This is a genomic window from Massilia sp. TWR1-2-2, assembly GCF_049897565.1.
Taxonomy (GTDB): domain Bacteria; phylum Pseudomonadota; class Gammaproteobacteria; order Burkholderiales; family Burkholderiaceae_D; genus JAFCUW01.
Map to the genome: position 1 here is coordinate 1 of NZ_JAFCWM010000024.1, position 24,082 is coordinate 24,082.

General features: G+C 63.7%; 22 protein-coding genes and 4 pseudogenes. 4 read left to right on the top strand and 22 right to left on the bottom strand.

Annotated features, from left to right (window positions below):
- The first annotated feature begins 222 nt into the window (after positions 1 to 222).
- Positions 223 to 624 (top strand): type II TA system antitoxin MqsA family protein, encoded by a 402-nt coding sequence (locus ACP7DD_RS20000; protein ID WP_426176555.1) that lies wholly within the window; start codon positions 223 to 225, stop codon positions 622 to 624.
- 4 nt (positions 625 to 628) lie between these two features.
- On the opposite strand, the gene ACP7DD_RS20005 is transcribed toward ACP7DD_RS20000, so the two are convergent.
- From ACP7DD_RS20005 to ACP7DD_RS20015, 3 genes are all read right to left on the bottom strand, one after another.
- Positions 629 to 1,321: an amino acid ABC transporter permease gene (locus ACP7DD_RS20005; protein WP_426176556.1), complete on the bottom strand. Its 693-nt coding sequence runs from the start codon at positions 1,319 to 1,321 to the stop codon at positions 629 to 631.
- On the bottom strand, positions 1,237 to 1,578 hold the full coding sequence (locus tag ACP7DD_RS20010) for a hypothetical protein (RefSeq protein ID WP_426176558.1): 342 nt from the start codon (positions 1,576 to 1,578) through the stop codon (positions 1,237 to 1,239). Before ACP7DD_RS20010 ends, ACP7DD_RS20005 begins: the two co-directional genes overlap by 85 nt.
- A 171-nt stretch (positions 1,579 to 1,749) precedes the next feature.
- Positions 1,750 to 2,526 carry a ferredoxin--NADP reductase gene (locus ACP7DD_RS20015; protein ID WP_426176559.1) on the bottom strand — a complete coding sequence of 259 codons (777 nt, stop codon included), beginning with the start codon at positions 2,524 to 2,526 and terminating at the stop codon, positions 1,750 to 1,752.
- Between the two features lie 495 nt (positions 2,527 to 3,021).
- Here ACP7DD_RS20015 and ACP7DD_RS20020 point away from each other — a divergent pair, with 495 nt between their 5' ends.
- A complete protein-coding gene (locus tag ACP7DD_RS20020) occupies positions 3,022 to 3,771 on the top strand; it encodes a FadR/GntR family transcriptional regulator (RefSeq protein WP_426176560.1) in 750 nt (249 codons plus the stop codon).
- A gap of 13 nt (positions 3,772 to 3,784) precedes the next feature.
- Here ACP7DD_RS20020 and ACP7DD_RS20025 read toward each other — a convergent pair whose 3' ends face one another.
- The 3 genes and pseudogenes from ACP7DD_RS20025 to ACP7DD_RS20035 all read right to left on the bottom strand — a co-directional run bounded on the left by ACP7DD_RS20025 (position 3,785) and on the right by ACP7DD_RS20035 (position 6,753).
- A complete protein-coding gene (locus ACP7DD_RS20025; protein WP_426176561.1) occupies positions 3,785 to 5,047 on the bottom strand; it encodes a glycerate kinase type-2 family protein in 1,263 nt (420 codons plus the stop codon).
- A 16-nt stretch (positions 5,048 to 5,063) separates the two neighbouring features.
- Complete coding sequence (glxR, locus tag ACP7DD_RS20030) at positions 5,064 to 6,062, bottom strand: 2-hydroxy-3-oxopropionate reductase (protein WP_426176563.1); 999 nt, start codon at positions 6,060 to 6,062, stop codon at positions 5,064 to 5,066.
- A pseudogene (locus tag ACP7DD_RS20035) lies at positions 5,983 to 6,753 on the bottom strand (aldolase/citrate lyase family protein). The gene glxR and the pseudogene ACP7DD_RS20035 overlap by 80 nt, the downstream one beginning before the upstream one ends.
- Before the next feature lie 357 nt (positions 6,754 to 7,110).
- On the opposite strand from ACP7DD_RS20035, the gene ACP7DD_RS20040 reads away from it, so the two are divergent.
- Positions 7,111 to 7,347, top strand: a complete 237-nt coding sequence (locus ACP7DD_RS20040; RefSeq protein ID WP_426176564.1) for a hypothetical protein — start codon at positions 7,111 to 7,113, stop codon at positions 7,345 to 7,347.
- A gap of 192 nt (positions 7,348 to 7,539) precedes the next feature.
- Here ACP7DD_RS20040 and ACP7DD_RS20045 read toward each other — a convergent pair.
- The 6 genes and pseudogenes from ACP7DD_RS20045 to ACP7DD_RS20070 all read right to left on the bottom strand — a co-directional run.
- Positions 7,540 to 7,710, bottom strand: a pseudogene (locus ACP7DD_RS20045) (tripartite tricarboxylate transporter substrate-binding protein); the annotation flags it as partial.
- Entirely contained in the window at positions 7,647 to 8,105 is a 459-nt protein-coding gene (locus ACP7DD_RS20050) for a hypothetical protein (protein ID WP_426176565.1), read from the bottom strand. The gene ACP7DD_RS20050 and the pseudogene ACP7DD_RS20045, both read right to left, overlap by 64 nt.
- A 141-nt stretch (positions 8,106 to 8,246) precedes the next feature.
- Positions 8,247 to 9,329: a porin gene (locus tag ACP7DD_RS20055; RefSeq protein ID WP_426176566.1), complete on the bottom strand. Its 1,083-nt coding sequence runs from the start codon at positions 9,327 to 9,329 to the stop codon at positions 8,247 to 8,249.
- A gap of 195 nt (positions 9,330 to 9,524) precedes the next feature.
- Complete coding sequence (locus tag ACP7DD_RS20060; protein WP_426176567.1) at positions 9,525 to 10,601, bottom strand: tartrate dehydrogenase; 1,077 nt, start codon at positions 10,599 to 10,601, stop codon at positions 9,525 to 9,527.
- A gap of 160 nt (positions 10,602 to 10,761) precedes the next feature.
- Entirely contained in the window at positions 10,762 to 13,134 is a 2,373-nt protein-coding gene (locus tag ACP7DD_RS20065) for a DNA polymerase II (protein WP_426176568.1), read from the bottom strand.
- Between the two features lie 79 nt (positions 13,135 to 13,213).
- Positions 13,214 to 14,098: a CAP domain-containing protein gene (locus tag ACP7DD_RS20070; protein ID WP_426176570.1), complete on the bottom strand. Its 885-nt coding sequence runs from the start codon at positions 14,096 to 14,098 to the stop codon at positions 13,214 to 13,216.
- A 241-nt stretch (positions 14,099 to 14,339) separates the two neighbouring features.
- Between ACP7DD_RS20070 and ACP7DD_RS20075 the strand changes: the two genes are divergently transcribed.
- The gene (locus ACP7DD_RS20075; RefSeq protein WP_426176571.1) at positions 14,340 to 14,516 is read left to right on the top strand and encodes a hypothetical protein; all 177 of its coding nucleotides are present in this window, start codon (positions 14,340 to 14,342) and stop codon (positions 14,514 to 14,516) included.
- A 29-nt stretch (positions 14,517 to 14,545) separates the two neighbouring features.
- Here the strand turns inward: ACP7DD_RS20075 and ACP7DD_RS20080 are convergent, their stop codons facing one another.
- The 10 genes and pseudogenes from ACP7DD_RS20080 to ACP7DD_RS20125 all read right to left on the bottom strand — a co-directional run bounded on the left by ACP7DD_RS20080 (position 14,546) and on the right by ACP7DD_RS20125 (position 24,080).
- Positions 14,546 to 15,865, bottom strand: coding sequence for a PepSY-associated TM helix domain-containing protein (locus tag ACP7DD_RS20080; RefSeq protein WP_426176638.1), 1,320 nt, complete (start codon positions 15,863 to 15,865; stop codon positions 14,546 to 14,548).
- Positions 15,866 to 16,113: 248 nt separating this feature from the next.
- On the bottom strand, positions 16,114 to 16,362 hold the full coding sequence (locus ACP7DD_RS20085; RefSeq protein WP_426176572.1) for a TonB-dependent receptor: 249 nt from the start codon (positions 16,360 to 16,362) through the stop codon (positions 16,114 to 16,116).
- Positions 16,363 to 16,420: 58 nt separating this feature from the next.
- Positions 16,421 to 16,576, bottom strand: a pseudogene (locus tag ACP7DD_RS20090) (DUF2946 family protein); the annotation flags it as partial.
- Positions 16,577 to 16,584: 8 nt separating this feature from the next.
- Positions 16,585 to 19,695: a CHASE domain-containing protein gene (locus ACP7DD_RS20095; protein WP_426176574.1), complete on the bottom strand. Its 3,111-nt coding sequence runs from the start codon at positions 19,693 to 19,695 to the stop codon at positions 16,585 to 16,587.
- A 98-nt stretch (positions 19,696 to 19,793) separates the two neighbouring features.
- Positions 19,794 to 20,174 carry a DNA-binding response regulator gene (locus ACP7DD_RS20100; protein ID WP_426176575.1) on the bottom strand — a complete coding sequence of 127 codons (381 nt, stop codon included), beginning with the start codon at positions 20,172 to 20,174 and terminating at the stop codon, positions 19,794 to 19,796.
- Positions 20,162 to 20,482 (bottom strand): annotated as a pseudogene (locus ACP7DD_RS20105) (response regulator); the annotation flags it as partial. The gene ACP7DD_RS20100 and the pseudogene ACP7DD_RS20105, both read right to left, overlap by 13 nt.
- A 91-nt stretch (positions 20,483 to 20,573) precedes the next feature.
- On the bottom strand, positions 20,574 to 21,473 hold the full coding sequence (locus ACP7DD_RS20110; protein ID WP_426176577.1) for an MBL fold metallo-hydrolase: 900 nt from the start codon (positions 21,471 to 21,473) through the stop codon (positions 20,574 to 20,576).
- Positions 21,474 to 21,638: 165 nt separating this feature from the next.
- On the bottom strand, positions 21,639 to 22,028 hold the full coding sequence (locus ACP7DD_RS20115; protein WP_426176578.1) for a hypothetical protein: 390 nt from the start codon (positions 22,026 to 22,028) through the stop codon (positions 21,639 to 21,641).
- A 118-nt stretch (positions 22,029 to 22,146) separates the two neighbouring features.
- Complete coding sequence (locus ACP7DD_RS20120; RefSeq protein WP_426176579.1) at positions 22,147 to 22,674, bottom strand: hypothetical protein; 528 nt, start codon at positions 22,672 to 22,674, stop codon at positions 22,147 to 22,149.
- Positions 22,671 to 24,080: a cytochrome P450 gene (locus ACP7DD_RS20125; RefSeq protein ID WP_426176581.1), complete on the bottom strand. Its 1,410-nt coding sequence runs from the start codon at positions 24,078 to 24,080 to the stop codon at positions 22,671 to 22,673. Before ACP7DD_RS20125 ends, ACP7DD_RS20120 begins: the two co-directional genes overlap by 4 nt.
- Positions 24,081 to 24,082 lie beyond the last annotated feature (2 nt).

Here is a 24,082-nt window from a genome sequence, read left to right on the forward strand (position 1 = left end):
TGCGACGCGTTCTTTCCACAGCGCTTCGCGTTCGATATTTGCCATTCCTATCTCCTTTTCAAAACCGGAGTATGGCTAGGTGGAATTGGCAATGGAAGGTGGGTGGACTGGACGCTTACGGATCAGACCCCTGCTGCCGAGGTAGGTATCACACAGTTGAGGTGGCGCGTGTACTTCGTGCGAACGACTTGAGAGGTTTAACCAAATAGGTTAAATTAAGATATGAGATGTCCAAACTGTGGCGCCGCGCACTTAATTCATGACACGCGCGATGTAGCCTATTCTTACAAGGATGAGGCCACTGTGCTACCCCATGTTACCGGCGAATTCTGTCCTGCCTGCAATGAGTACATTCTCGACGCAGACGAGTCGCGACGTACTATGACTCTAATGTTGGCGTTCAACAAGCAAGTCAATGCCTCGATAGGAGATCCGGAATTTATTGTCAGCGTCACAAAGAAGTTGAATCTCGATCAACGGGAAGCGGCCGAACTTTTTGGCGGCGGTGTGAATGCATTTTCGCGGTATGAAACCGGAACAACGAAACCTCCTCTGGCATTGCTAAAGTTATTGAAATTTCTTGATCGTCACCCCGACCTCCTCGCCGAAGTGAAAATGGCGTGATCCGTTAGCTGGGTACTGCAACGCGCCGCTGGACTCGCTTCACCAGCAGCGACAGCGCAAAGCACAGCACGAAATACACGACGGCGACGAACAGGTACATCTCGACCAGCCGGCCGTCGCGCTGCGCAATCTTGCTGGCGGCGCCGACAAAGTCCGGGATCGACAGCACGTACACCAGCGACACATCCTGGAACAGAATGATGGTCTGGGTCAGCAGCACCGGCAGCATGTTGCGCACCGCCTGCGGCAGCACGACCGATCCCATCACCTGCCCGTACGTCAGCCCCAGCGCCTCGCCCGCCAGCATCTGCCCTCGCGCCACCGACTGAAGGCCGCTGCGCATGATCTCGCAATAGTAGGCAGCCTCGAACATGACGAAGGTGATCAGCGCGGAGGCGAATGCGCCCACCTTGACCGGCTGCGCGGCGTCAATCACCCACGCGGCAATATACGGCACCAGGAAGTAGAACCAGAAGATGACGAGCACCAGCGGCACCGATCGCACCAGGTTGACATAGGTGGCGGCCGGCAACGATATGAGCCGGTTGCCGGACAAGCGCATCATCGCCAGCATGGTGCCCAGCACGATTCCGCCACACATGGCCAGCACCGTCAGCTTGAGGGTGAACACCATGCCGGTGCCGAACAGGTAGCCACGCGACCGGACAATGACGTCGACGTCGAAACCGGCGAACATGTCAGTGGACCTTGGACCTTGGCGGCGGCAACGGTGAAACCGGGCACCGCCACCCGCTTCTCCAGCAGTTGCATCAGGGAAGCGACAAGCATGTTGATGACCAGGCAGATGATCGTCGCCGCCGAAAACGCTTCGAACACCTGGAACGAGCACTGCTGGATGGCGCGCGCGCTCGCCGTCAGTTCGACCAGGCCGATGGTCAGCGCGACCGAACTGTTCTTGATTATGTTGAGAAACTCGCTCGTCAGCGGCGGCAAAATCAGACGCGGCGAACAGTGCCCGAACCATTGCCGGAAGCGAAGTCATGGCAATCTCCAAACGAAAAAAGGCCGGCGCCCGATGCGCCGGTGCCTTTAGTTTGGAGTTGGATGCGTGCGGTTTAGTTGCACGCTAAAGCTTGAGACAAGCTTCAGGTGCGGCGCCGTGCGTCACTTTTCGACGAAGGCCCGTTCGATCACGTAGTCGCCCGGCACGCCGATGTGTGGCGAGGATTTGAAGCCGCGCTCATCGAGCAGTACGCAGATGTCTTTCAGCATCGCCGGACCGCCGCAGATCATCACGCGGTCGGTCGCCGGATCGAGCGGCGGCAGGCCGATGTCTTCGAACAGCTTGCCGCTTCGGATCAGGTCGGTCAGGCGGCCGCGGTTGACGTATGGCTCGCGAGTGACGGTCGGGTAGTAGATCAGTTTTGCGCGCACGTCCTCGCCGAAGAATTCGTTGGTCGGCAACTCGTCGGTGATCACGTCCTTGTAGGCCAGCTCGCTGACCTGGCGCACGCCGTGCAGCAGGATCACTTTTTCGAACCGCTCGTACGTTTCCGGATCCTTGATGATCGACAGAAACGGCGCCAGGCCGGTGCCGGTGCCGAACAGGTACAGGTTCTTGCCGGGCAGCAGGTCATGCAGGATCAGCGTGCCGGTCGGCTTGCGGCCTACCAGCAATTCGTCGCCGACGGCCAGGTGTTGCAGGCGCGAAGTCAGCGGACCGTTCGGCACCTTGATGCTGAAAAACTCCAGGTATTCGTCGTAGTTGGCGCTGGCGATGCTGTAGGCGCGCATCAGTGGCTTGCCGTCGACCTGCAGGCCGATCATGACGAAATGGCCGTTCTCGAAACGCAGGCTAGCGTCGCGCGTGGTGGTGAACGAAAACAGCGTCTCGTTCCAGTGGTGAACGCTGAGCACGCGTTCTGTTGCAAAATTTGCCATAGATAAGCCTTAAAAAAACGTCCGATTCCTCAATGTTACCTTGTCCGGCGAAATTGCACTTTCCGCGGGCCTATTTTGAGGCAAACTACCGGCGCCGCCAACGTGACTGATCAGGCCGTACGCGATGCAGTCGCTGCGGTTTTGGGATCCTGCGCAAAGTGGGTCGCACTCATGGAATTTGTCGGTATCAGCCGAAGCCGCACAATTTAGATCGATCAACACACACCAACGTCTTCCCCGCGAAGGCGGGGACCCATTCTGAATATGCAGAATGGTGTCTTCCGCTCAGCAGGGGTCGCCGCCTTCGCGGGGACGACGGCTTTGCATATTGAAGTGTTTAAAACTTCAACTATTGCTGTCGGGGCAGCGCGTGTACCACAGGCTGGACGCACACGGCGGCCGATGTTGTCCGTTGTCGGACAAACGATGTCGCAGTATAATTGGCAGCATCGGCAATAGCAACCGCATCGATATCATCCTTCCCGCCTACACGCCATGAATTCTGCTCCCCTTCCCTCAGCGCCGCCCAAGAAGCATCGCAACCTCGCCCAGGGCGTTGTCGCTTATATTGCCGACAGCATCCGCGATGGCGCGCTCGAGCCGGGCGACAAGTTGCCGACCGAGTCGGAAATCATGCGCATCCTCGGCGTCAGCCGCACGGTGGTGCGCGAGGCGATCTCGCACATGCAGGCGGCTAACATGGTCGAAACGCGCCACGGCATCGGCACCTTCGTGCTGCAGCCGCAGCCGGCCAACACGCTCGGCATCGATCCGAACACCGTTGTCACCGTGCGGGACGTGCTGGCCCTGCTCGAGCTGCGCATCAGCCTCGAGACCGAGGCCGCCGGCCTGGCCGCGATCCGCCGCAGCGACGCTCAGCTGCAACAGCTGCGCCATGCGCTCGATTCGTTCCAGGCGTCGGTGCGCAGCGGCGCCGAGACTGTGCCGTCCGACCTGCAGTTCCACCTGCTGGTGGCGCAGGCCTCGGGCAACCGCTACTTCCACGATATCCTCAGCCACCTCGGCACCAATATCATCCCGCGCTCGCGCCTGAACTCGGCCAAGCTGGCAAAGGACGATCCGAAATTTTACATGGACCGGGTGATCAACGAGCACGAGGATATCTACAACGCGATCGCGCGCCAGGATCCCGAAGCGGCGCGCGCCGCAATCCGCACGCACCTGAGCAACAGCCGCGAACGACTGCGCCGCGCGCAGGAAATAATCGAAGGCGCCGGCGCTTGAAGCCGCCGAATCGTCAAGCGATGATGTAGATCGCGCGGAAATCGTTGACGTTCGTGAGCGTCGGCCCGCTGATCACCGCGTCGCCAAGCGCGCCGAAAAAACCGTGGCCGTCGTTGTTGGCCAAACTCTCACGCGGCTTGATGCCCTGTTGCCACGCGCGTGCCAGCGAATCAGGCGCCAGGTAAGCGCCGGCGATTTCTTCCTGGCCGTCGACGCCGTCGGTGTCGCAAGCCATCGCGTGCACGCCGGCCAGGCCATTGAGCGTCACTCCCAGCGACAACAGGAATTCGACGTTGCGCCCACCGCGCCCATTTCCGCGCACCGTGACGGTGGTCTCGCCACCGGAGAGCAGGATGCATGGCGCCGCGAACGGCTGGCCGTGCGCCACCACCTGGCGCGCGATGCCGGCCATGACGATGCCGACGTCGCGCGCTTCGCCTTCGATGCTGTCGCCCAGAATATGCACCGGCACGCCGGCCGCCCGCGCCACGCCGGCCGCCGCCTCCAGCGCCATCTGCGGCGTGGCGATCATGCGCGTTTCGCTGTTGGCCAGCCGCGCATCGCCCGGCTTGATGCTTTCGCCGCGGCCGCTCTCGAGCAGCGCGCGCACCGCGTCGGGCATCGCAATGCCGTGCCGCTGCAGGATCGCCAGCGCATCGGCGCAGGTGGTGGGATCGAACGTGGTCGGGCCGCTGGCGATGTCGGCCGGGTCGTCGCCAGGCACGTCGGAAATGAGCAAGGTCACCACCCTGGCCGGATGGCAGGCCGCGGCCAGCCGGCCGCCCTTGATGCTTGAGAGATGGCGCCGCACGCAGTTCATCTCGCCGATGGTGGCGCCGCTTTTCAGCAGCGCCTTGTTGATGTCCTGCTTGACGGCCAGGTCGAGGCCATCGCCGGGCAGCACCAGCAGCGACGAGCCGCCGCCGGAAATGAGGCAGATTACCAGGTCGTCGGCGGTTAAATCGCCGACCAGGCCGAGTATGCGCTTGGCGGCGGCGAGCCCCGCTTCGTCGGGCACCGGGTGCGACGCTTCGACGATCTCGATGCGCTCGCACGGCGCCGAATAGCCGTAGCGGGTGACGACCAGTCCGGACAGTTCGCCGGGCCAGTTCTGCTCGACCACGCGGGCCATTTCGGCCGACGCCTTGCCGGCGCCGATGACGAGCGTGCGTCCGCGCGGCGGCGGCGGCAGGTGCGGCGCCAGGCAGTGCGACGATTGCGCCGCTTCGACAGCGGCATCGAACATCTGCCGCAACAGCTTGCGTGGTTCGCTCATGCGCGACTCCTTAGAATTATTGAGGGACTGGCGCGCCGATTTCGTAATTGGCCATGATCTCCAGCGCGCGCACCAATGCCGAATGATCCCACGCTTTGCCGCCGTGCGCAGCGCAGGCGTTGAAAAGCTCCTGCGCGGTGGCGGTGTTGGGCAGCGACAGGCCGACCTGGCGCGCACTGGTCAGCGCCAGGTTCAGGTCCTTCTGGTGCAGTTCGATCCGAAAGCCTGGATCGAAGGTGCGCTTGATCATGCGCTCGCCGTGCACCTCGAGGATGCGCGAGGCCGCAAAGCCGCCCATCAGGGCCTGGCGCACCTTGGCCGGATCGGCGCCCATGCGCGAGGCGAACAGCAGCGCCTCGCCGACCGCTTCGATGTTGAGCGCGACGATGATCTGGTTGGCCACCTTGGTGGTCTGGCCGTCGCCATTACCGCCGACCAGCGTGATGTTCTTGCCCATCAGTTCGAACAGCGGCTTGACGGTGGAGAACGCCGATTCCGGACCGCCTACCATGATGGTCAGGCTGGCCGCGCGCGCGACCACTTCGCCGCCCGACACCGGCGCGTCGAGGTAGTCGCAGCCGAGCGCATTGATGCGCGCGGCGAATGCCTTGGTCTCGACCGGCGAGATCGAACTCATGTCGACGACCGTCTTGCCGGCCGACAGACCCTGCGCCACGCCGCCGCCGTCGAACAGTACCGACGCCACGTGCGGCGTGTCGGGCACCATGATGATGATGATGTCGGCCTGCTGCGCTACTTCCTTGCCGGACGCGCAGGCGACTGCGCCCTGCGCCGCGAGGTCGCTTGGTAACGGCTTGTGGTCGTGCGCGAACAGCTGGTGTCCGCCTTTGAGGATGTGGGTTGCCATCGGCAAGCCCATGATGCCAAGACCGATGAATCCGACTTTACTCATGTTGTTTCTCCTTGTTGGTGTATCAGGTAGCGGTCTTGAACTTGGCGGCCAGCGCCTCGGCGCCGCGCGCGAGGATGCCGATGTCGCTGCCGACGGCGACAAACGTGCAGCCGATCTCGATGTAGCGGCGCGCCAGCGCTTCGTCGCCGACCAGGATGCCGGCAGCCTTGCCGCAGGCGAGGATGCGCGCCACCGCGTCTTCGATCGCGGCCACCACCTGGGGATGCATCGGATGGCCGATGAAGCCCATCGACGCCGACAGGTCGCCCGGTCCGATGAAGATGCCGTCGACGCCGTTGACCGCGGCGATCGCTTCGATGTTGGCCAGCGCCTGCGGCGTTTCGACCTGCAGCAGCACGCACAGGTGTTCTTCACACCGGTTCGGGTAGTCCTTCACGCGGCCGTAATCGGACGCGCGCGCCGCCGCCGAGTAGCCGCGCACGCCGCGCGGCGGATAGCGCGTCGCCGCGACGGCGTTGCGCGCTTCGTCGGCATCCTGGACGAACGGGATCAGCAAGGTCTGCACGCCGACGTCGAGGTAGCGCTTGATGGTGACGGTGTCGTTCCAGGGCGGGCGCACGATCGGATGCGCCATGCCTTGCGCGATCGCCTGCAGCTGCGAATGCACCATCGGCAGCTAGTTGGGCGAGTGCTCGGTGTCGAGCAGCCGCCAGTCGAAGCCGCAATTGGCCAGCACTTCGACGGTGATGTTGCTCGACAGGCCGGACCACAGCCCAAGCTGCAGCTGGCCGGCCGCGATGGCGCGCTTGAATTCATTGGTCGGCATGGTCATGGTCTGGTTTCCTTGAGCGGTGAGAGGAACACACTCGGAAGTGCTAGCGGTCGAAGCCGGGACGCTTGTTATCGAATTTCCAGCCGGGCAAGAAGAACTGCATCGCAACCGCGTCGTCGCGCACATCGAAGCCTGCGAAGTGATCAGTTGTCGTACAACATCAAGAAGTATAGTCAGGCCAACAATTTAGCGCAACCACTGATTGGTACGGTTCGCACATAACTGTTATTGAGCTGGCCGCTAAACTGAAGCGACTCATTACGCTTGTGAATAATGCTTATGAAAACTTGAAATTGGCATTGGAGGTCTTGCGTACCCATACTGGATCTACGCCACCAAATTAATGAGGAACCGAAAATGACGACAACTACCGCAAACCTTTCTGTCCACGGTCACTCACTGTTCGCTGCTGTTTCGACTTTCTTTACCGCCATGTTCGCCGCGCCGAAGGCCCGTGCCAAAGTCACGCTGGTGAAGCCGGTTGCCGCGACAGCTGCCAACACCGGCCAGAACCTCTGGAAACTCTACCGCATGAGCGCCGGCATGGACTCGGTCAACCCGGAACTGTTCCGCGCCCTTGCCGCCAAGGGCTAACCGTAGTCTATAACGGTTCGATGGCAGCGGCTGCGCGTCAGTTTCCCTTGCGCCGCTGCCCACCGTGATGACCAATCCCGCGTCGCCAGCACGGCAGCGACGGTGGCGATTGAACTTACTCGACCGATATCTTCCCAACTTCGCCTTGACGTCTTTCGGCAGCCCTTTCGGCGCTGCGAATGCCTGCCACGAATACACGTCTACCCCGCGCGCGCCGGCTTCGTCGAGCGTCGGCACCTGCGGCAGGAGCGGTGAGCGCCGTTCGCCAGTCACCGCCAGCACTTTCAACTTGCCAGCCTTTACGTAAGGCAGCGCCGTGTTGATGTTGACGAACGAAACGTCGACGGCGCCTTCGCTTTCCAGGCGCCGCTGCGCACGTACCGGTCCATCGCCGGCAGGCGGCGGCCGCTGGCCAGCAACAAGGCGAGCGCAAGGTCCGCCACGTCGTCGGTCAGCACGCCGGGGGTGTTGGTGACCTTGATGCCGCGCAAGCGCGTGGCGTCAAGGTCGACCGCATCGACACCGATGCCGTGGACGACGACAATTTCAAGCGCCGGCAGCAACTCCACCTGAGCGGCCGTGATGCCCACCGTGCCTGTGGTGAAGACGCCCCGCACCTCCGGCGCGACTTGCCGCAGTAAGCTGTCCTGCTGCGGCGCAGCGACGCGCCACAGGTGATGGCAAGTGAACTCGTGGTCCAGACGCGCCATCACTTGCGCCAAAGAGCCGGCGGCCAACACAAGAATCGCAGGGTTCACGCCGAATGTCCTTGAACAGATTAACGTCTGTACCAGGCCATCCTACAAGACTCTTCGATTTCCTCGACTTTCGTGTACGGTTACAGCGGCTGACAGGAAGGCGTGAGCTTGCCCGCCAGTCCGCAGGAAAGACGATTGCGTTCAGAACGAGTGACGCACCCCCAGGTTGAAAGCACGGTCGCCCGTGCCAGGCTCGGTGTTGTTCGCCACCGTGTACCCTGCCCCGTTCTTGTTGTTGACAACGCCGTAGGCCAGGTAAGCGCTGGTGCGCTTCGACAGCGGATAGAGGTAACCGATGCCCCAGGCGCGCGCATCCCGGTTGAAGAAGGTCTTGTCGTTCTTGCGCATGTAGCTGGCCAGCACGGTACCGCCCACCAGCGGCGCTGTGACGCCGACAAGGAATTCGTTGCCGTCGGTCGACGCCGTCGCTGGCACGCCACCGTACGGGTTCGCGTTGTTGCCCAGCGGGGCGCTGTTGAAGCCCTTGTCCCTGCTGTACGCAAAGCAGGCCTTGGCAACGCCGAAGTCGTAGTTGGCCACCAGCATCCGGCTGGTGCCGAGGCTGCGGTCCACCGGCGTGACGCCGGGCGCCGCCGCGATGTCCGTGTTCTTGTAGTTGTAGGCGGCGCGCACGTTGAGTGGTCCCTGCGAGTAGCCGACCGAAAAGCCGAACTGGCGACCGGCCTTGTTGTCGCCCGCCTGTTCGCCGGCGGCGTACGCGATGTCGGCGTTAAATCCCATCAACGGTGGCGCCGAGTATTGCGCCGTGTTGCTCGTACGGACGTTGCTGCCGTAGTCGGGAAACAGGTTCTTCGCGCCGCCCGCGTAGCCTGTGCCCCACGGGTCGCCGACCTGCGCGAGCGCCTGGTGCCACGGGGTGTACTGGCGGCCGATGGTGAGCTTGCCGGCGCGCGTTTTCAGGCCCACGAATGCGTGCCGGTTGAACAGGCTGCCGGCAGCGTCCTGCTCGCCGGTATCGACGCGGAAGCCCGATTCGAGCTGGAACAGCGCGCTCATGCCGCCGCCAAGGTCCTCGGTACCGCGAAAGCCCTGGCGCGAATACGATCCGACGCCGCTGGAAATCTTGTTGACTGTGCCGGCCGCGCCGCCGCTTTCACGAACGTAGCCGGCATCGACGATGCCGTAGATACTCAGGCCTGTCTGCGCCGATGCGCCGCCTGCACTCGCGGCCAGTAACGCCGCTGCCACGATGGTCTTGTTCATGTCCCGATCCTTTTCTTCGAGAGAAAGCACCGCATCAACAGGATGAGGCTGCGAGGCGACCCATCACGGCCCTGTCCCCAGGGACGCCACGGGTCACTCTCCTTTCGACGGAAATGGATGTCGGTGGTTCGGGCGGCGGCCGATTAGGAAGCGACCGCGCGCACAAGGTTTGCTATAGCGCCAGTGCGCCGCAACTCAGAGTGCTAAGGCGATCGCTTCGCCAACTTCCGTTGTATTCGCGCCACCACCGAGGTCAGGCGTGGTCGGTCCCTGCAGCAGCACCGTTTCGATGGCTTTGAGAATGGCATCGTGCGCGGCCGTGTAGCTGGCGTCGCCGTTGCCGAGGAAGTCGAGCATCATCGCGCCGGACCAGATCATGCCGATCGGGTTGGCGATGTTCTTGCCGAAGATGTCAGGCGCCGAGCCGTGCACCGGTTCGAACAGCGACGGAAAGGTGCGCTCCGGATTGAGGTTGGCCGACGGCGCGATACCGATGGTGCCGGTGCAGGCAGGGCCGAGGTCGGACAGGATATCGCCGAACAGGTTCGACGCCACGACCACGTCGAAGCGCTCGGGCGAGAGCACGAAGCGCGCGCACAGGATGTCGATGTGGTACTTGTCCCAGCGCACCTCCGGATAGGACGGCGCCATCGTCTCGACGCGCGAATCCCAGTACGGCATGCTGATCGAGATGCCGTTCGATTTGGTGGCCGACGTCAGGTGTTTTTTCGGGCGGCTTTGCGCCAGCTCGAAGGCGTACTTGAGGATGCGGTCGGTGCCCTTGCGGGTGAAGATCGAGGTCTGCGTGACGACTTCGCGGTCGGTGCCGTCGAACATGATGCCGCCGACGGACGAGTATTCGCCTTCGGTGTTCTCGCGCACGACGTAGAAGTCGATGTCGCCGGGCTTGCGGTTGGCCAGCGGGCAAGGCACGCCTGGCATCAGGCGCACCGGGCGCAGGTTGACGTACTGGTCGAATTCGCGGCGGAACTTGAGCAGCGAGCCCCACAGCGAGATATGGTCGGGCACTATGTCCGGCATGCCGGCGGCGCCGAAGTAGATGGCGTCGCAGCCGTCGAGCTGCTGGCGCCAGTCGTCCGGCATCATCTGGCCGTGCTTGACGTAGTAGTCGCAGTTGGCCCAGTCCATCGTGACGAACTCGAGCGCGAGGTTGAATTTTTGCGCGGCCGCGCGCAGCACGCGCAAGCCCTCCGGCATGACTTCGTTGCCGATGCCGTCGCCGGCGATTACTGCGATTTTCTGGGTTTTCATGTTGAATGTTCGGTAAGGAGCGGGAGTCGTCGATCTTACTAGATTTCGGCGTCCGATGAATGTGCGGCGGCAATACGGATTTCTGTCGGTGCATTGCGCGGATTGGTCGGCCGCTGGCGCGTCTGGGGTCTGACCCGCGGGGTCAGACCCAGTTCGGTCGCTAGAACAGCGTCTGTTGCTGGCTGGTCAGCGCAGTGAAGTCGTCGCGCACGAATGGCAGGATGGCGTCGGCGACCGGCTGCAGCTGGCGCGTCAGATAATGTTCGTAGTCGATCGGCGAGCGCCGCACTTCCAGCGGCTCCGGCCCCGCCAGCGTTATCACATACCGGATCCAGCCGCCGTTCTGGTATTGCAGCGGCCTTCCCTGTTGCCGGTTAAATTCGTCGGCGATGCGCGCCGCGCGCACATGCGGCGGCACGTTGCGCTCGTAGTCGTCGAGCGGCCGGCGCAGCCGCTTGCGATACACCAGCAGGTCGTCGAACTCGCCGCTGGCGGTGCGGCTCGCATAGTCGCGCACATAATCCTGATAAGGCTCGCCCTTGAATATGCGCAGATACAGCGCTTGCTGGAATTGCTGCGCCAGCGGCGTCCAGTCGCTGCGCACCGTCTCCAGGCCTTTGTAAATCATCTGCTCGCTGCCGTCGGCTTTACGCGTCAGGCCGGCGTAGCGCTTCTTGCTGCCCTCTTCCGAGCCGCGGATCGTCGGCATCAGGAAGCGCCGGTAATGGGTCTCGAATTGCAGCTCCAGCGCGTTTTCCAGACCGAATTCGGCGCGCAGGTATTGGTCGAACCATTCGTTGACATGCCGGACCAGCGCGCGGCCAATCTCGGCGGCGGCCTCCTCGCTGTGCGCATGGCGCAACCAGACAAACGTCGAATCGGTATCGCCGTAGATAACCTGGTAGCCCTTCTCTTCGATCAGCCTGCGCGTATGGTGCATGATTTCGTGACCACGCAAGGTAATCGAGGACGCCAGCCGCGGATCGAAAAAGCGGCAGCCGTTTGACCCCAGCACACCATAAAACGCATTCATGATGATCTTCAGCGCCTGCGACAGCGGCTTGTTCTGCTCGCGCTTGGCAGCGTCGCGTCCGTCCCAGATCTGCTTGACGATGGCCGGCAGGCAGTGCTTGTCGCGCGAAAAGCGCGCGCCGCGAAAGCCTTCCACCGACGGCGCGTCGCTATCTTCGCGCGTGCCCACCACCAGGCCCACCGGGTCGATCAGGAAGGTGCGGATGATCGATGGATACAAGCTCTTGTAATCGAGCACCAGCACCGAGTCGTACAGGCCGGACTGCGAAGCCATGACGAAGCCGCCGGGGCTGTCGCCACCTTCGACGTCGCCCAGGTTCGGCGCCACGTAACCCTGGCGGTGCATCATCGGCATGTACAGGTGCTCGAAGGCGGCGACGGAGCCGCCGCTGCGGTCCGCGGCCAGGCCCGTCACGCTGGCGCGCTCCAGCAGGAACGTCAGCAGCTCCGTCTTGGCGAAGATGCGCGTGACCAGCTCGCAGTCTTTCAGGTTGTAGCGCGCCAGCGCCGGCTTGTCTTCGGCGAAGCGGCGGTTGATTTCGTCCATGCGCTGGTACGGATTGTCGATCGACTTGCCTTCGCCCAGCAATGTCTGCGACACGTGTTCGAGCGAGAACGACGAAAAACTCCACGTTGCCGACTTGAGCGCTTCGATGCCGTCGATGATCAGGCGGCCCGCGGCGGCGGCGAAGAAGTGGCCTTGCCTGCCGCCGTGTTCGCGCCACTCCATCGGGCTGCCGTCGCGGCCGAAGCGCAGCGGCACGTTGTAGCGCTCGGCGTGGCGCAGCAGCACGCGCAGGTCGAACTGCACCACGTTCCAGCCGATGATGGCGTCTGGATCGTGGCGCTCGATCCACTCGTTGAGGCGCTCGATCAACTGCGCGCGGGTGGCGCAATATTCCAGGTCGAAATCGAGCGGCTCGTCGCTGCCGTTGGGCGGGCCGAGCATGTAGACCTGGCGCTGGCCGCAGCCTTCCAGGCCGATGCAGTAGAGGTCGCCGTGGGCGGTCGTTTCAATGTCGAGCGAGACGAGCTTGAGTGACGGGCGGTATCCCGGCGCTGGCTTGAGCTGGCCGTCCAGCAGCGGGCCTTTGCCGTCCGGACCAGGCTGGCCGCCAAAGAAGACCGGCGCGGTGATGAAGCGCTCCATCAGGTAGCGCTCGGGCGGGCGGACGTCCGATTCGTAGACGTCGATGCCGTATTCCTTCAGCCGCTTGGACAGCTTTAGCAACTGGCGGTATTGGGCGCAATACAGGCCGAGCACGGGGCGGTGATGGAAGTCGCTCAGCGACAACGACCGCAGCTCGAAGCCGCGTTCGCCCAGCAGCACCGCTTCGGCCTGCTCGCGCTGCTCGGCGGGGATAAACGCCACCGATGGATGCGGCGCCAGCCGGACCTGGCGCGGGCCGTCGTCGGTCGCCAGCCAGAACTCGACTTCGGTGCCGGCAGGCGTGTCGCGCCAATGTCGGGTGAGGAGAAAACCTTGCTGTAGTTGATCCAACGAATTGCCTTCGGGCGCCAATGAGTCTGTAAAACGCATCGCGTGCGTGCCAGCCTCGATTTTACGCCCTGCGGTCGAATTACTTCGGCTGGCCGAACACTTGCGTCCAGTAGATGCGCGACCGGTCGCGCGCGCCGCCGGTGGCGAAGGCGGCGCCCATTTCGGTGAACCAGCGGTTCATGATATTGGCGCAGTGGCCCGGACTGGCGAGCCATCCGGCCATCGCTTCTTCCGGCGTGCTTTGCCCCAGCGCGATGTTCTCGCCGATGCCGCGCCAGCGATAGCCGGCCTGGACCGCGCGCTGCTCGACTTCCTTGCCGTCGCTGCCCTGGTGACTGAAGTAATCCTGCCGGGCCATGTCGACGCTGTGCGCCAGCGCCGCCGCACCGAGCGAACGGTTAAGCGTGAGCGCCGGCGCCGCGGCGAAGTGCCGGTTGCCGCAGCTGCGATCGGTGGAGCGAGCGCGGTTGACTGCGTCGAGCAGGATCTGGCTGGTGTTGCGCGCATCGGGCAGCCGGGCGACCGGGGCCGGCGCTGCCGGGCGCGCAAACACAACCTGCCAGGTGTCGCCGGTGCGCCCGGCGCCGACAGCGGTAAATTCGGTGCTGAGGAGGATCTTGCAGTAAGCCCGCTGAAAGGCGTCCATCGCGGCGTACGCATCGCGCGGGCCGGTAATATAGATGGCCTTGGCGTGGGCGCCGGTGTAGCCGGCCGTCGCGAGCGCCTGCTGCAGCGTTGCGCCGCGACCGACGTACAGCCGGCCTAGCGCGCGATGCTGCGCCAACGGCGCCACCGGGTCCGCCTCCCAGCCTTCGCAACTGCCCGGATCGGCGCGATAGTCGTTGATGAGGTCGACGAGCGAGTCGCGATCCTGTGCATGCGCCGATCCGGCGAGCATCGGAAGGCAGGCGAGCAGGCAGCGCGCCATCGCGATCGGGCCGATGGTGAGAAGACGGTTTTTCAAGGTGCACGCTCTGTGAATGATGTTGTGACAAGCATTAGAGTGGCCGCCTGCCGTCGAGTTCGGGCACAGTAGCATGCCGTGCGGAACGATCGATTGTCCAATCGTTTCAAGATGTTGCTGCGGCCACGCGGAAGCCTCGCCAAACGAATCGTCTATCGAAAACAACAGGCACAGCACGCTTTCAAATGCGCCCGCAACCTTGCGTTCGTGCTATAAATGCATTACTTACCGGGAGATAGTCATGGAAGAACAGCATCAGCGCAAGGATCACGACACCGAAGAAAAAGTCCGCGAAGCGATCGCGATGAAGACTGCTTTCGGCACCGATGTAGCGCGCACTTTCTTGAAGATGCGCGGCATCGATTCCGACTTGACGGAACGAGTACTGACGGCGCCGCCGGAGCAACTGCGCCGGTGACCGGCGCAGGCCGCCGACGCATCGCACGCCTACCTGGCCATCCCCCCTGAAGCCGGTCCTCGGCTGCGCAACAGCAATTCGATGAGCAGCACGGCCGCGGTGGCAATGGCCAGCACGGGCATCAGCACGCACAGCGCCACCGCCGCCACTGCCGGCGCGGCGGCCGCTCTCCACGTCCCCTGAACCAGGCGCGGAAGGCCGAACGAACCCGGCTGGCGCCGCTTGAAATACATCACCCACCCGCATATCAGCGAGAACAGCACGCCGACGCCGAACAGCAGCAGCAACGCCTGGTTCCACCAGCCGAACTCGCCACGATGAAACGGAATGCCGATCGCGGTCGCCTTGCTGAAGGCGGTCTGCTTGTCCCAGCCGGCGAAATACAGCTGCTCGCCATTGGCAGCGTCTAGTGCCAGGTCGAATTTCTTCGTCGGCCGGCTTGGATCGGCTGAGCTGGCGCGCCAGACGCCGTGCATGCCGCGCGGTGGCGTCAGCTGCACCGCCACATCGGGTGCGCTGCGCCGCGTGATGTTCCACGCCGCCTGCCATGTCAGGCCGGTCTCATGATGGGCGGACTCCAGATCGGCCGGCACACGCGGCGGCGCCTGGCCGAGCGCATCGCGCGCGCTTCTGATCTGCTCGCCGGCATACTTGCTCCAGGTAAGTCCGGTGGCCAGGATCGTCAGCGTCAGCACGCTCAACGCAATGCCGAGAAACGCATGCCACTGCTTCCAGGCGACGCGCCCACGCGCGCCAGGCTGCGGCAGCGCTGGCTGCGTGGCTGACGGCCACCACAGCGCCACCCCGCTCAGCAACATGACCATCATCGCGCTGGCGGCCAGCTCGATCATCCAGCGCCAGCCGTCGCCTTGCAGCAGGCGCGAATGGAGGTTCTTGGCCCAGTTGCCGAAGCGCTTGTCGTTGGCCACCGTGCCGATCACAGCCGCTGTGTAGGGATCGACGTAGACCGTGACCGGCTGCGCCGGCGCGCGCACGGCGGCCGGCTTGGCAACGGCGGCGCCGTGATGGTGGCCTTCATCTGCGCCCGAATCCTCGACGAACACCGCCTTCACGGAATCGCGCTCGCCGTACGCCGGCAGCACCGATTGCAGGCGCCATTCGGCGGGCGCGGCGTCGCTGGCGGCCGCCACTGCATCATCGAGCGAACGCATCGCGCCGGCCGGCTCGATTTGGTCGAGCCAGCCAAGCTGGAGTGCCTCGATTTGCGGCGTGAAAATGTAGAGGATGCCGGTCAGCGCGGCAACCAGCAGGAACGGTGACGCAACCAGCGCCGCCCAGAAGTGGATGCGCCACCAGATGCTGCGGCAACGCGCGATGTCGGTGTCGATAGTTTACATTGCAGCGTTCCTTCACAGGTCAAACCTCAGCTCGGCCACCACGGTGCGCTGGGTGTACGGGTGGAAAGCGCAGTACTTGCAATTGTTCAGGTTGTCGATACCGACAGCGGCGCTCACGCGCGGCTGCTGCTTGCCGAGGCTCGCTGCATAGCCCCGTTGGCGGTGATGATTGAATCAGTATAGGTGGCGCTGCTGCCGAGCTCCAGCCCTTTGATGCCGAGGTCGCTCGTTTGCCACGATCACTCCCCGCCGTTGGTACGAATTCTATCGACATTTCGAACCGTCGTAACTGTCTGCGTCAGCGCCTGGGAGTGCAGCGCATCGCGCGTGCGTTCGAGAAACAAGGTGGTGCGCAGCGTGCCGTTGCCGGCGTTGTGTTCTGCGCTCAGTTCTCCGGTCCACGATTTCTCGGGCTTCAGGTTCGGGTCGGTGTTGACGATCGCGTCGCCGCCGATCGAGCCCTGGTACAGCTCGCCAACTGTCGGCATGCGGACGGCTGTTTGGTGGACGGTTCGGCGGGGGCGCCGCCGTCGTCGCCGACCATGACCACGCGCAGGCCATGGCGGTACAGATTTCGGCCCAGGTCTGGCCTGACGACGGCGTGAATGCATGGGAAATCGACGGCGCTAGCGCAGCCAACAGGATCGCAAAACAGGCGAGCCAGGCAGCAAAGCGTCGAGCTATCAATGTCAATCCATGCAAGGAATATATCAGCGCCTAGAATTATTCTTTTCTACACCAACGTTTTGCACCTGGATTGCCAGCGCTTCGCGTACCTTGTGCGCCAGCTGTTCGCTGCGGTAGGGTTTGCCAATGAGCTGCACGCCATCGTGCAGGCGCCCGCCAGTGGTCAGTGCATTCTGCGTGTAGCCGGACGTGTACAACACCGCAATGCGCGGCAGCAGCTCGCGCGCCGCCGCTGCCAGCTGTGTACTCGACACGGGACCGGGCATCACGACATCGGTAAACAGCACGTCGATGGCGGCGCCGCCACCGATCACCGCGAGCGCGCTTTCGCCGTCGTGGGCCTCGAGCACCTGGTAGCCAAGCTCGCGCAGCATGCCGACCGCGGTTGCCTTGACGTCGGCGTCGTCCTCGACCACCAGTACCGTTTCGCTGCCGCCGACGGCAATCAGCGGCGCGGGCGCCAGCGCCGCTTCGTCCGGCGCATCCGAGCGCGGCAGATGGATCACCACGGTGGCGCCCTGCCCTGGCGCGCTTTCGATATGGATGTGGCCGTCGCTTTGCTTGACGAAGCCGTACGCCATGCTCAGGCCAAGGCCGGTGCCCGAGCCGATCGGCTTGGTGGTGAAGAACGGCTCGAATGCCATCGCGACGACCTCGGGCGGCATGCCGACGCCGTTGTCCGTGATCGACAGGCGCACGTAGTCGCCGGCAATCGCGTCGACCCACGCCGGCGTGTCGTCGGCGCGCAGCGTGACGTTGCGCAAGTCGATCTTCAGCGTGCCGCCATCCGGCATGGCGTCGCGCGCATTGATTGCCAGGTTGAGAATGACGTTTTCCAGCTGGCCCAGGTCGGCCAGCGTATTCCATAGTCCCGGTTCGGACACGATCGCCAGCTCGACCTGCTCGCCGATCGCGCGCTGCAGCAAGTCATCCATGTCGCGCAGGGCGCGCTGCGCGTTGACCGCCACCGGCTTGAGCGGCTGGCGCCGCGCGAACGCCAGCAGTTGCGACGACAGCTTGGCGCCGCGGTCGACGGCGCCCTGTATGCTGGCCAGACGCTTCTTGACGCGCTCGTCAAGGCCCTTGAACAGCTGCAGCAATTGCACGTTGCCGCCGATGATGTGCAGCACATTGTTGAAGTCGTGGGCGATGCCGCCGGTGAGCTTGCCGACCGATTCGAGCTTCTGCGCGTGGCTCAGCGCGGTGCGCGCCTCTTCCAGCGCGCGCGAACGGTCGCGCTCAAGGCGCTGCGCCAGCTTGCGGTCCGAGATGTCGCGAATAAATGCGCTGACGGCATGGCCGGCATCCTGGGGAAAGCGGCCGATCGCGAGCTCGACGGGAACGACCCGCCCGCTGCGGTGCAAGGTATTAATCTCCAATACCTTGCCGATCTCTTCGGTGTCGCCGCTGTGCAGGAAGCGCGCGAACACGGCGCTGTGGGCGGCGCGCTTATCTGCCGGCACGATCAGCGCCGTCAGTTGCTGGCCCACCGCTTCAGCCGCCGTCCAGCCGAACATCGCTTGCGCCTTGGCGTTCCAGTCGGTGATGCGGCCGTCTTGTGCGACGGCGACAAACGCGTCGTGCGAATGGTCGAGGATTACCTGCACCCTTTGCCGCTCCGCCGCCAGCCGCGCGTTGGCGGTGCGCAAATCGTCCGCATTCTCGCGCGAGCGGCTGATATCGGTGTGGGTGCCGATCGTGCGCACCGGGTGACCCGCGGCATCGCGCGTAACGGCCATGCCGCGCGCCAGGATCCAGCGCCAGCTGCCGTCCTTGCACAGCATGCGAAACTCGGCCTCGTAGTTGCCGCCGGTGGCGGCAAGGTAGGCGCGCAGGATGGCGCGCACCGGCGGCAAATCGTCCGGGTGGATCAGGCGCTGGAATTCCGACACCTGGCCTGCGATGTCGGCGTCGTCGTAACCGAGCATCTGTTTCCAGCGCGTCGAGAACACCACCGCATCGGTGGAGCGGTCCCAGTCCCACACGCCGTCGCCGGCGCCTTCGAGCGCGTACTTCCAGCGAAACTCGCTGTCGCGCAACTGGCGCGTGACGGCGTCGACCAGCGCCAGCGCTCGCCCGCGGCCCGAGGCCAGCGCCCACACCAGCAACGCCAGCAGCAAGCTGACGATGCTGCCGACCAGCGCGATGACATCCGGGCGATCCGACGCGAGGCGCCTTTCGAGCAGCGGCGCCGAGCGCAGCGCCAGCGTCCAGGGCCGGCCGGCGACGTCGATTCGCTGGGTGGTGCTGAAGTAGGATGCATGCCGCGCCTCGGCCGAGTTGGGCGAATCGGAGCTGTACAGCAGCGACGCCGGCGTCATCTCGGTGCCATCGTGAATCGACAGGATGATGTCGCCGGCGCGCTCAGGGCGCAGGCCGTTCATCAGGTCGTCCATGCGGAACGGCGCGCCGACCCAGCCGATCAGGTTGGCGCGTCGCTGCGCCAGCCCAGCGACCGGCGTCCCGCGCCGATATACCGGTAAATACATGACGAGACCGGCCTGTTCGCCTTTGCCGTCTTCCTGGATCAGCCGCACCTTGCCCGATGCTGCGGCCTGGCCGGTGTCGCGCGCGCGCTCCATCGCCGCCCGGCGGTTCGGCTCGGTCAGCATGTCGAAGCCGGGCGCGCGCAGGTTCAACCCGGACAGCGGCTCGATGTGCGTGATCGACGAGTACACCGGGCGTGGCGCGGCAGGATGGAGCTGGTAGCCCGGGTGCGTCGCTTGCATGCCGGCGACGTGCGCATCGACCTGCGACGGTTCCAGCAGCTTGACGAGGGCTAATCCCTGGATGCCGGGAAAATTCTCGTCGAGCCGCAGCGATTTCACAAACAGGCGGAAGTCGCCGGCGTCGACATTCATCGATCCCAGCAGGTACGCCTGGGTGCTGCGTTCGACTTGCTGGTAAATCGACATCCGCTGTTCGAGGCGCCGCAAGCTCTGGCGCACCGCGAAATCGAACTCGGTCTGCTGAAAGCCCTGCAGTTGCTGGTTCGCCGTGTGCCAGGCGCTGTAGGTTGCCGCCAACGAAACGAGCAACACCGCCGCAGCGACGATCCAGGCGGCGCGCGCGGGCGGCGGGTTGCTCGCTGTGCTATCGGCAGGCGGACGCGAAATCGCAGAGTTGATGGGCATGGGCGCTATCAGGAAAGGACTGCCGCCATTATCGACGAAGGCGGCGTTCTGTGGCGCAAGGTTACTGTAAAACTACAAAATTATTCGGTTGTAGCGGTTCACAACCAGCCGGCGTCGCGCGCCAGCCGAAACGCTTCGACGCGATTGCCTGCATTTAACTTGCTGATGGCCTCCGACAGGTAATTGCGCACCGTGCCTTCGGACAAGTGAATCGCTTTGGCAATCTCCGCCCCGCTCTTGCCCTCCCCGGCCAGCCGCAGCACCTGGCGTTCGCGGTCCGACAAGGGATCCTGTTCGCCGCCCCAGCTTTCCATCGCCAGTTCCGGCGCAATGGCGCGCCCGCCGGCATGTACCGTGCGGATGGCCGCAGCCAGCGAGTCGGCCGGCGCGTCCTTGAGCAGGTAGCCGCGCACCCGGCCTGCATGGCGCGGCGCAGGTATCCGGCGCGCGCGAACGTCGTCACGATGATCACCTTGCATGCGCAGCCCTCCTCTGCCAGCGCGGCCGCCAGTTCCAGCCCCGTCATCGATGGCATTTCGATATCGGTCAGGACGATGTCGGGCGCGGCCGAGCGGCACAAGGCCAGCGCCTGCTGGCCATTGACGGCGCGGCCGACCACTTCGATCTCGTCATCGAGCCCGAGCAGCGCCGCCAGCGCACCTAGCACCAGCGCCTGGTCTTCGGCGATCACAATTCGTATCATCGTCATGCTCTCATCGGTAAGGCAATTTCCAGGGTCATTCCCTGCTCGTTTGCCAGGTGAACATGTCGACTTGGGTAGTGTCATAGTCCCTCCGGTTCAAGATGAGCCGAGTCTAGGGACTATGACATCACCGGACAAGAACCAAAGAGCATGACTTTCGCATTACAAATGTCATTTATTGACCGCCAATGCGGTAAGTCTCGCCACGTTTCAGGTAGCTCACCTTGTTCGCAAGGCCAGCTTCGTTGACCGCCTTGTGGAAGTCGGTCAACGGCGACTCGAAGCGGTCGTAATCGTCGTAATGGATCGGGATGGCGCGCTGCGGAGCGATCAGCTGAAGCATGCGCAAGCGTTCCCTGGCGTCCATCGTCACCGTCACCACGCCCAGGACGCGCGTGCCGCCCAGGTGAAGCAGCGCCAGGTCGATGTCCGGGTAACGCTTGGGAATCTCGTCGATGTCGCCGTAGACCATCGTGTCGCCGCTGATATACATCCGGTAGGGTTTCGCCGCGGCGCGGCGCCACTCCAGCATCGTGCCCATCACGTCGGGCAGCAATGCAGCCACGGCCAGCGGTCCATGGCGCCCCGGCATCGCCGTCGCCGCCAGCGTCGTGTCGCCGTTGACGATGTCGATCCGGCCCCATGTTGCCAGCCCCGTTGCGCGCTTGAAGCCGAGCTTGCGCAGGTGCTCCGCTGACGCTGCATTGTTCACGATCGGCAGGTTGCGGTCGAGCTTTTGCTGCACCAGTCGGTCGAAGTGATCTTCGTGAAAATGCGACTGGATCACCAGGTCGATCGGCGCCAGCGCTTCCAGGTTCATGGCCGGGTCGGTCAGGCGCGTGGCGGTCAGTCCGTAGCCGAGGTGTACCTTGTCACCTGGATCGGTCAGGATCGTGATGCCGCCGATCCGGATGATCACGGTGGCGGTGCCGACAAACTGAACCGAGTTGTCGGCCAGGTCTGCTGACGGTACGCTGGGCAGTTCCAGGCGTTGCGCCGGCGGTGCGGTCTGCGCCGCCGCGACACTCGCCGTCAGTACCAGCATCGCCATTGCCACACGCATCCATTTTTTCATGCCGGCCTCCCCGTTAACTAGCTTCCAGAAAGGCTAGCACAGGGGCCTGTTCAGCGCCCGTCGTCGGATCAATCGCGCCGAATCCTGGCGCGCCACGACTCCGTTGGCTTTCGGCGCACAGCACCATTCATGGTCTGCACGGGCACCAGCGCCTGGCGACGAAGGTTAGACGGCACTCACGCCAAACCAGATAAGCGCCGCCACCGCTGAAAGCGCGATCCAGCCCGGATGCCTTCCTTTGGTGCCAACGAGCACAAGCAAAGCCCCGGCCAGATTAGCGAAGACCGCGGCGCTCAAGATAACGGCGCCCGGTGCGCCGTCAGGATCGAGCGCCAGCCTGAGCATCACGCCTGCGAAAGCCCAGCCAAATACAGTCGCCAGGTGCCAGGTTGCCCAGAGAATGCCGATGTGCCTGGCGCGAAGTGGCGGTGCCGCCATCGCTGGAACAAGTGCGCCTTTTCGCGCGTGGCGGAATATCAGCGCTTCGCCGAACACGGAGTGAACCAGGCCGATGGCGATGGCAAGCACGCCGGCAGCAAGAAGGATTGTTTGCATTGTCTCTCCCTGAACATGATGGTTGGCTATCGCTGCGGACGATAGGTGTTCTTGTACTGCTCGGGAACCTCGTACGGATAAATCCTGCCCATCAGTGCTGCGCATATCAAGGTCGATATCAGCACGCCGATGCAGACGAATAAGCCAACGACCCAAAGGCGCAGGCAAATCGTTGAACCGACGTACCAGGACAGGGCGCAGCCCAGATGAGCAAATAGCGCCAGGACTGCGAAGAAGTAATATGGCGCAAAAAATACGCGAACGGATAAACGTGAAGCCCTGCCGCGGCGTAGTGAAAATTAGTATCGCGCCCGTACACCGCGCGGCCCATCAAGACTGCGGCAACGTGAATCCACAAAAACAGCGCCAGATAGGCGCCAGATCCGGCCTGGAGCAATTCAATCAGGCCGGATCGCGTTTTGCGCCGCAGCCAAACCAGCCGCAGGCCGGTCGCGGCCTGCAGGCTGACACAAGCAAGAAGGAAGACTTCGATGACAGGCTCTCGATATACCAGTCGCAGCTGGTCCATCAGACGCTGGTAAGCGTCCAGGCTTGCCAGCGCCGCAAGGTGATTCGACAGGTGCGCCACAACGAAGATCACCACGATGATCGCCGTGGTTCGATGAAATACGCGCAGCGTCGTCATGCGGGAAACGCCGACAGTGTCAGGCAAAGCGGCTGGCTTGGCCGCAAGGTGATGTTAAACACGGGTTCGGGTGCGAATATTCCGACCGGTACCGTTACCGCAAAGCGCTGCAAGAACATCGCTGCAATGACGATCATCTCGGTCAACGCCAGATGCTGCCCCAGGCACACGCGCGGGCCGGTGCCGAAAGGCATGAACGCGCCACGCGGAATGTCCGGTACGCCTTCGGAAAAGCGCTGCGGGCGAAACGCGAGCGGATCGGGAAACCATTTTGGATCGTGGTGCATCAGCTGCACAGGCACCATGAACATGGTGCGCTTCGGTAGCTGCCATCGACCGAGCGATATGCGCCCGACCGCGCGGCGGCTCATCAGCACGGGGACGGAGGGATACAGGCGCAGCGTTTCCTGCAGCGTCTGGGTCAGATAGCGAAGCTTGGGCAGGTCGTTCGCGGTTGGTACCCTGCCTTGCAAAGTGTCCTGGACTTCCCGCCGCGCCGCCGCTTGCGTATCAGCATTCGCGGCCAGGCACCACGTCCACCAGGTCAGCGTGGCTGCGGCGGTCTCATGCCCGGCAAGAAATGTCGTCATGCATTCATCCCGCACAGCTTTGAGCGGCCACGCCACAGGATCGTCACGGTGCAATATCAGCAGCCGGGTAAGCATATCCTCCGGCCAGTCTTGGGACGCCAGCCGCAGCCGCGCCTGGACGTAGCGGTCGATCATGCCGTTTAGCACCTTGATCCCCCGCCGCTTGGTTGCCTTCCATGGCATGCAGTCGGGCCAACTTGCCGGCCAGTACATTTCCGCATTCGCAGCGCGAGCCGTGTCGTGCACCGCCCGCTCGGCGATACGAGCGTCTTCATCGATGTCGCTGGAAAACATCATGCGCACGATGACGTCCATGGCAAGCGAAGTCAGTGCGCTTTCCACGGGAAAGGTCTCGTCGTCGCCATGCCACTGCGAAAACGCCCTGGCAGCTGCGCTTGTTATTGCGGGAACAAATGATTGGACGGCTTTCGGAGAGAAAGTGGCGCCAAGCGCCTGGCGCTTGGACTTCCACAACTCGCCTTCGGTCGTCAGCACGCTGTGCCCGTGCAGCTGTGAAAATACCTGAACGCCGCGCTCCCAGCGAATCAACCGCTCGTGATGGTTGACCAGCAGGTCGCGCACGAGCTGCGGTTCGGATACGACGATTTGGCGCTCCGGCCAGATGCGCACATGCACGATATCGCCGTAGCGGCGCCGCCATTCGGCCACGGTGCCCAACAAATCTTTCGACATGCCGCGTAGCAGGCGCCAGCCAGTCAAACCGCTCGCCGGACCGGGTGGCCACGTTGCTGCCGCGGCTGGGGGATTGGTATCGACAGCGGCCTCGTATGGGCATTTGGATGGTGTTGGTTTCATGC

Coding starts and splice junctions, on each gene's coding strand:
- ACP7DD_RS20000 (WP_426176555.1), top strand. CDS start 223: ATGAGATGTCCAAACTGTGGCGCCGCGCACTTAATTCATGACACGCGC.
- ACP7DD_RS20005 (WP_426176556.1), bottom strand. CDS start 1,321: ATGTTCGCCGGTTTCGACGTCGACGTCATTGTCCGGTCGCGTGGCTAC.
- ACP7DD_RS20015 (WP_426176559.1), bottom strand. CDS start 2,526: ATGGCAAATTTTGCAACAGAACGCGTGCTCAGCGTTCACCACTGGAAC.
- ACP7DD_RS20020 (WP_426176560.1), top strand. CDS start 3,022: ATGAATTCTGCTCCCCTTCCCTCAGCGCCGCCCAAGAAGCATCGCAAC.
- ACP7DD_RS20025 (WP_426176561.1), bottom strand. CDS start 5,047: ATGAGCGAACCACGCAAGCTGTTGCGGCAGATGTTCGATGCCGCTGTC.
- ACP7DD_RS20040 (WP_426176564.1), top strand. CDS start 7,111: ATGACGACAACTACCGCAAACCTTTCTGTCCACGGTCACTCACTGTTC.
- ACP7DD_RS20055 (WP_426176566.1), bottom strand. CDS start 9,329: ATGAACAAGACCATCGTGGCAGCGGCGTTACTGGCCGCGAGTGCAGGC.
- ACP7DD_RS20060 (WP_426176567.1), bottom strand. CDS start 10,601: ATGAAAACCCAGAAAATCGCAGTAATCGCCGGCGACGGCATCGGCAAC.
- ACP7DD_RS20075 (WP_426176571.1), top strand. CDS start 14,340: ATGGAAGAACAGCATCAGCGCAAGGATCACGACACCGAAGAAAAAGTC.
- ACP7DD_RS20085 (WP_426176572.1), bottom strand. CDS start 16,362: ATGCCGACAGTTGGCGAGCTGTACCAGGGCTCGATCGGCGGCGACGCG.
- ACP7DD_RS20095 (WP_426176574.1), bottom strand. CDS start 19,695: ATGCCCATCAACTCTGCGATTTCGCGTCCGCCTGCCGATAGCACAGCG.
- ACP7DD_RS20100 (WP_426176575.1), bottom strand. CDS start 20,174: ATGCAAGGTGATCATCGTGACGACGTTCGCGCGCGCCGGATACCTGCG.
- ACP7DD_RS20110 (WP_426176577.1), bottom strand. CDS start 21,473: ATGAAAAAATGGATGCGTGTGGCAATGGCGATGCTGGTACTGACGGCG.
- ACP7DD_RS20115 (WP_426176578.1), bottom strand. CDS start 22,028: ATGCAAACAATCCTTCTTGCTGCCGGCGTGCTTGCCATCGCCATCGGC.
- ACP7DD_RS20120 (WP_426176579.1), bottom strand. CDS start 22,674: ATGACGACGCTGCGCGTATTTCATCGAACCACGGCGATCATCGTGGTG.
- ACP7DD_RS20125 (WP_426176581.1), bottom strand. CDS start 24,080: ATGAAACCAACACCATCCAAATGCCCATACGAGGCCGCTGTCGATACC.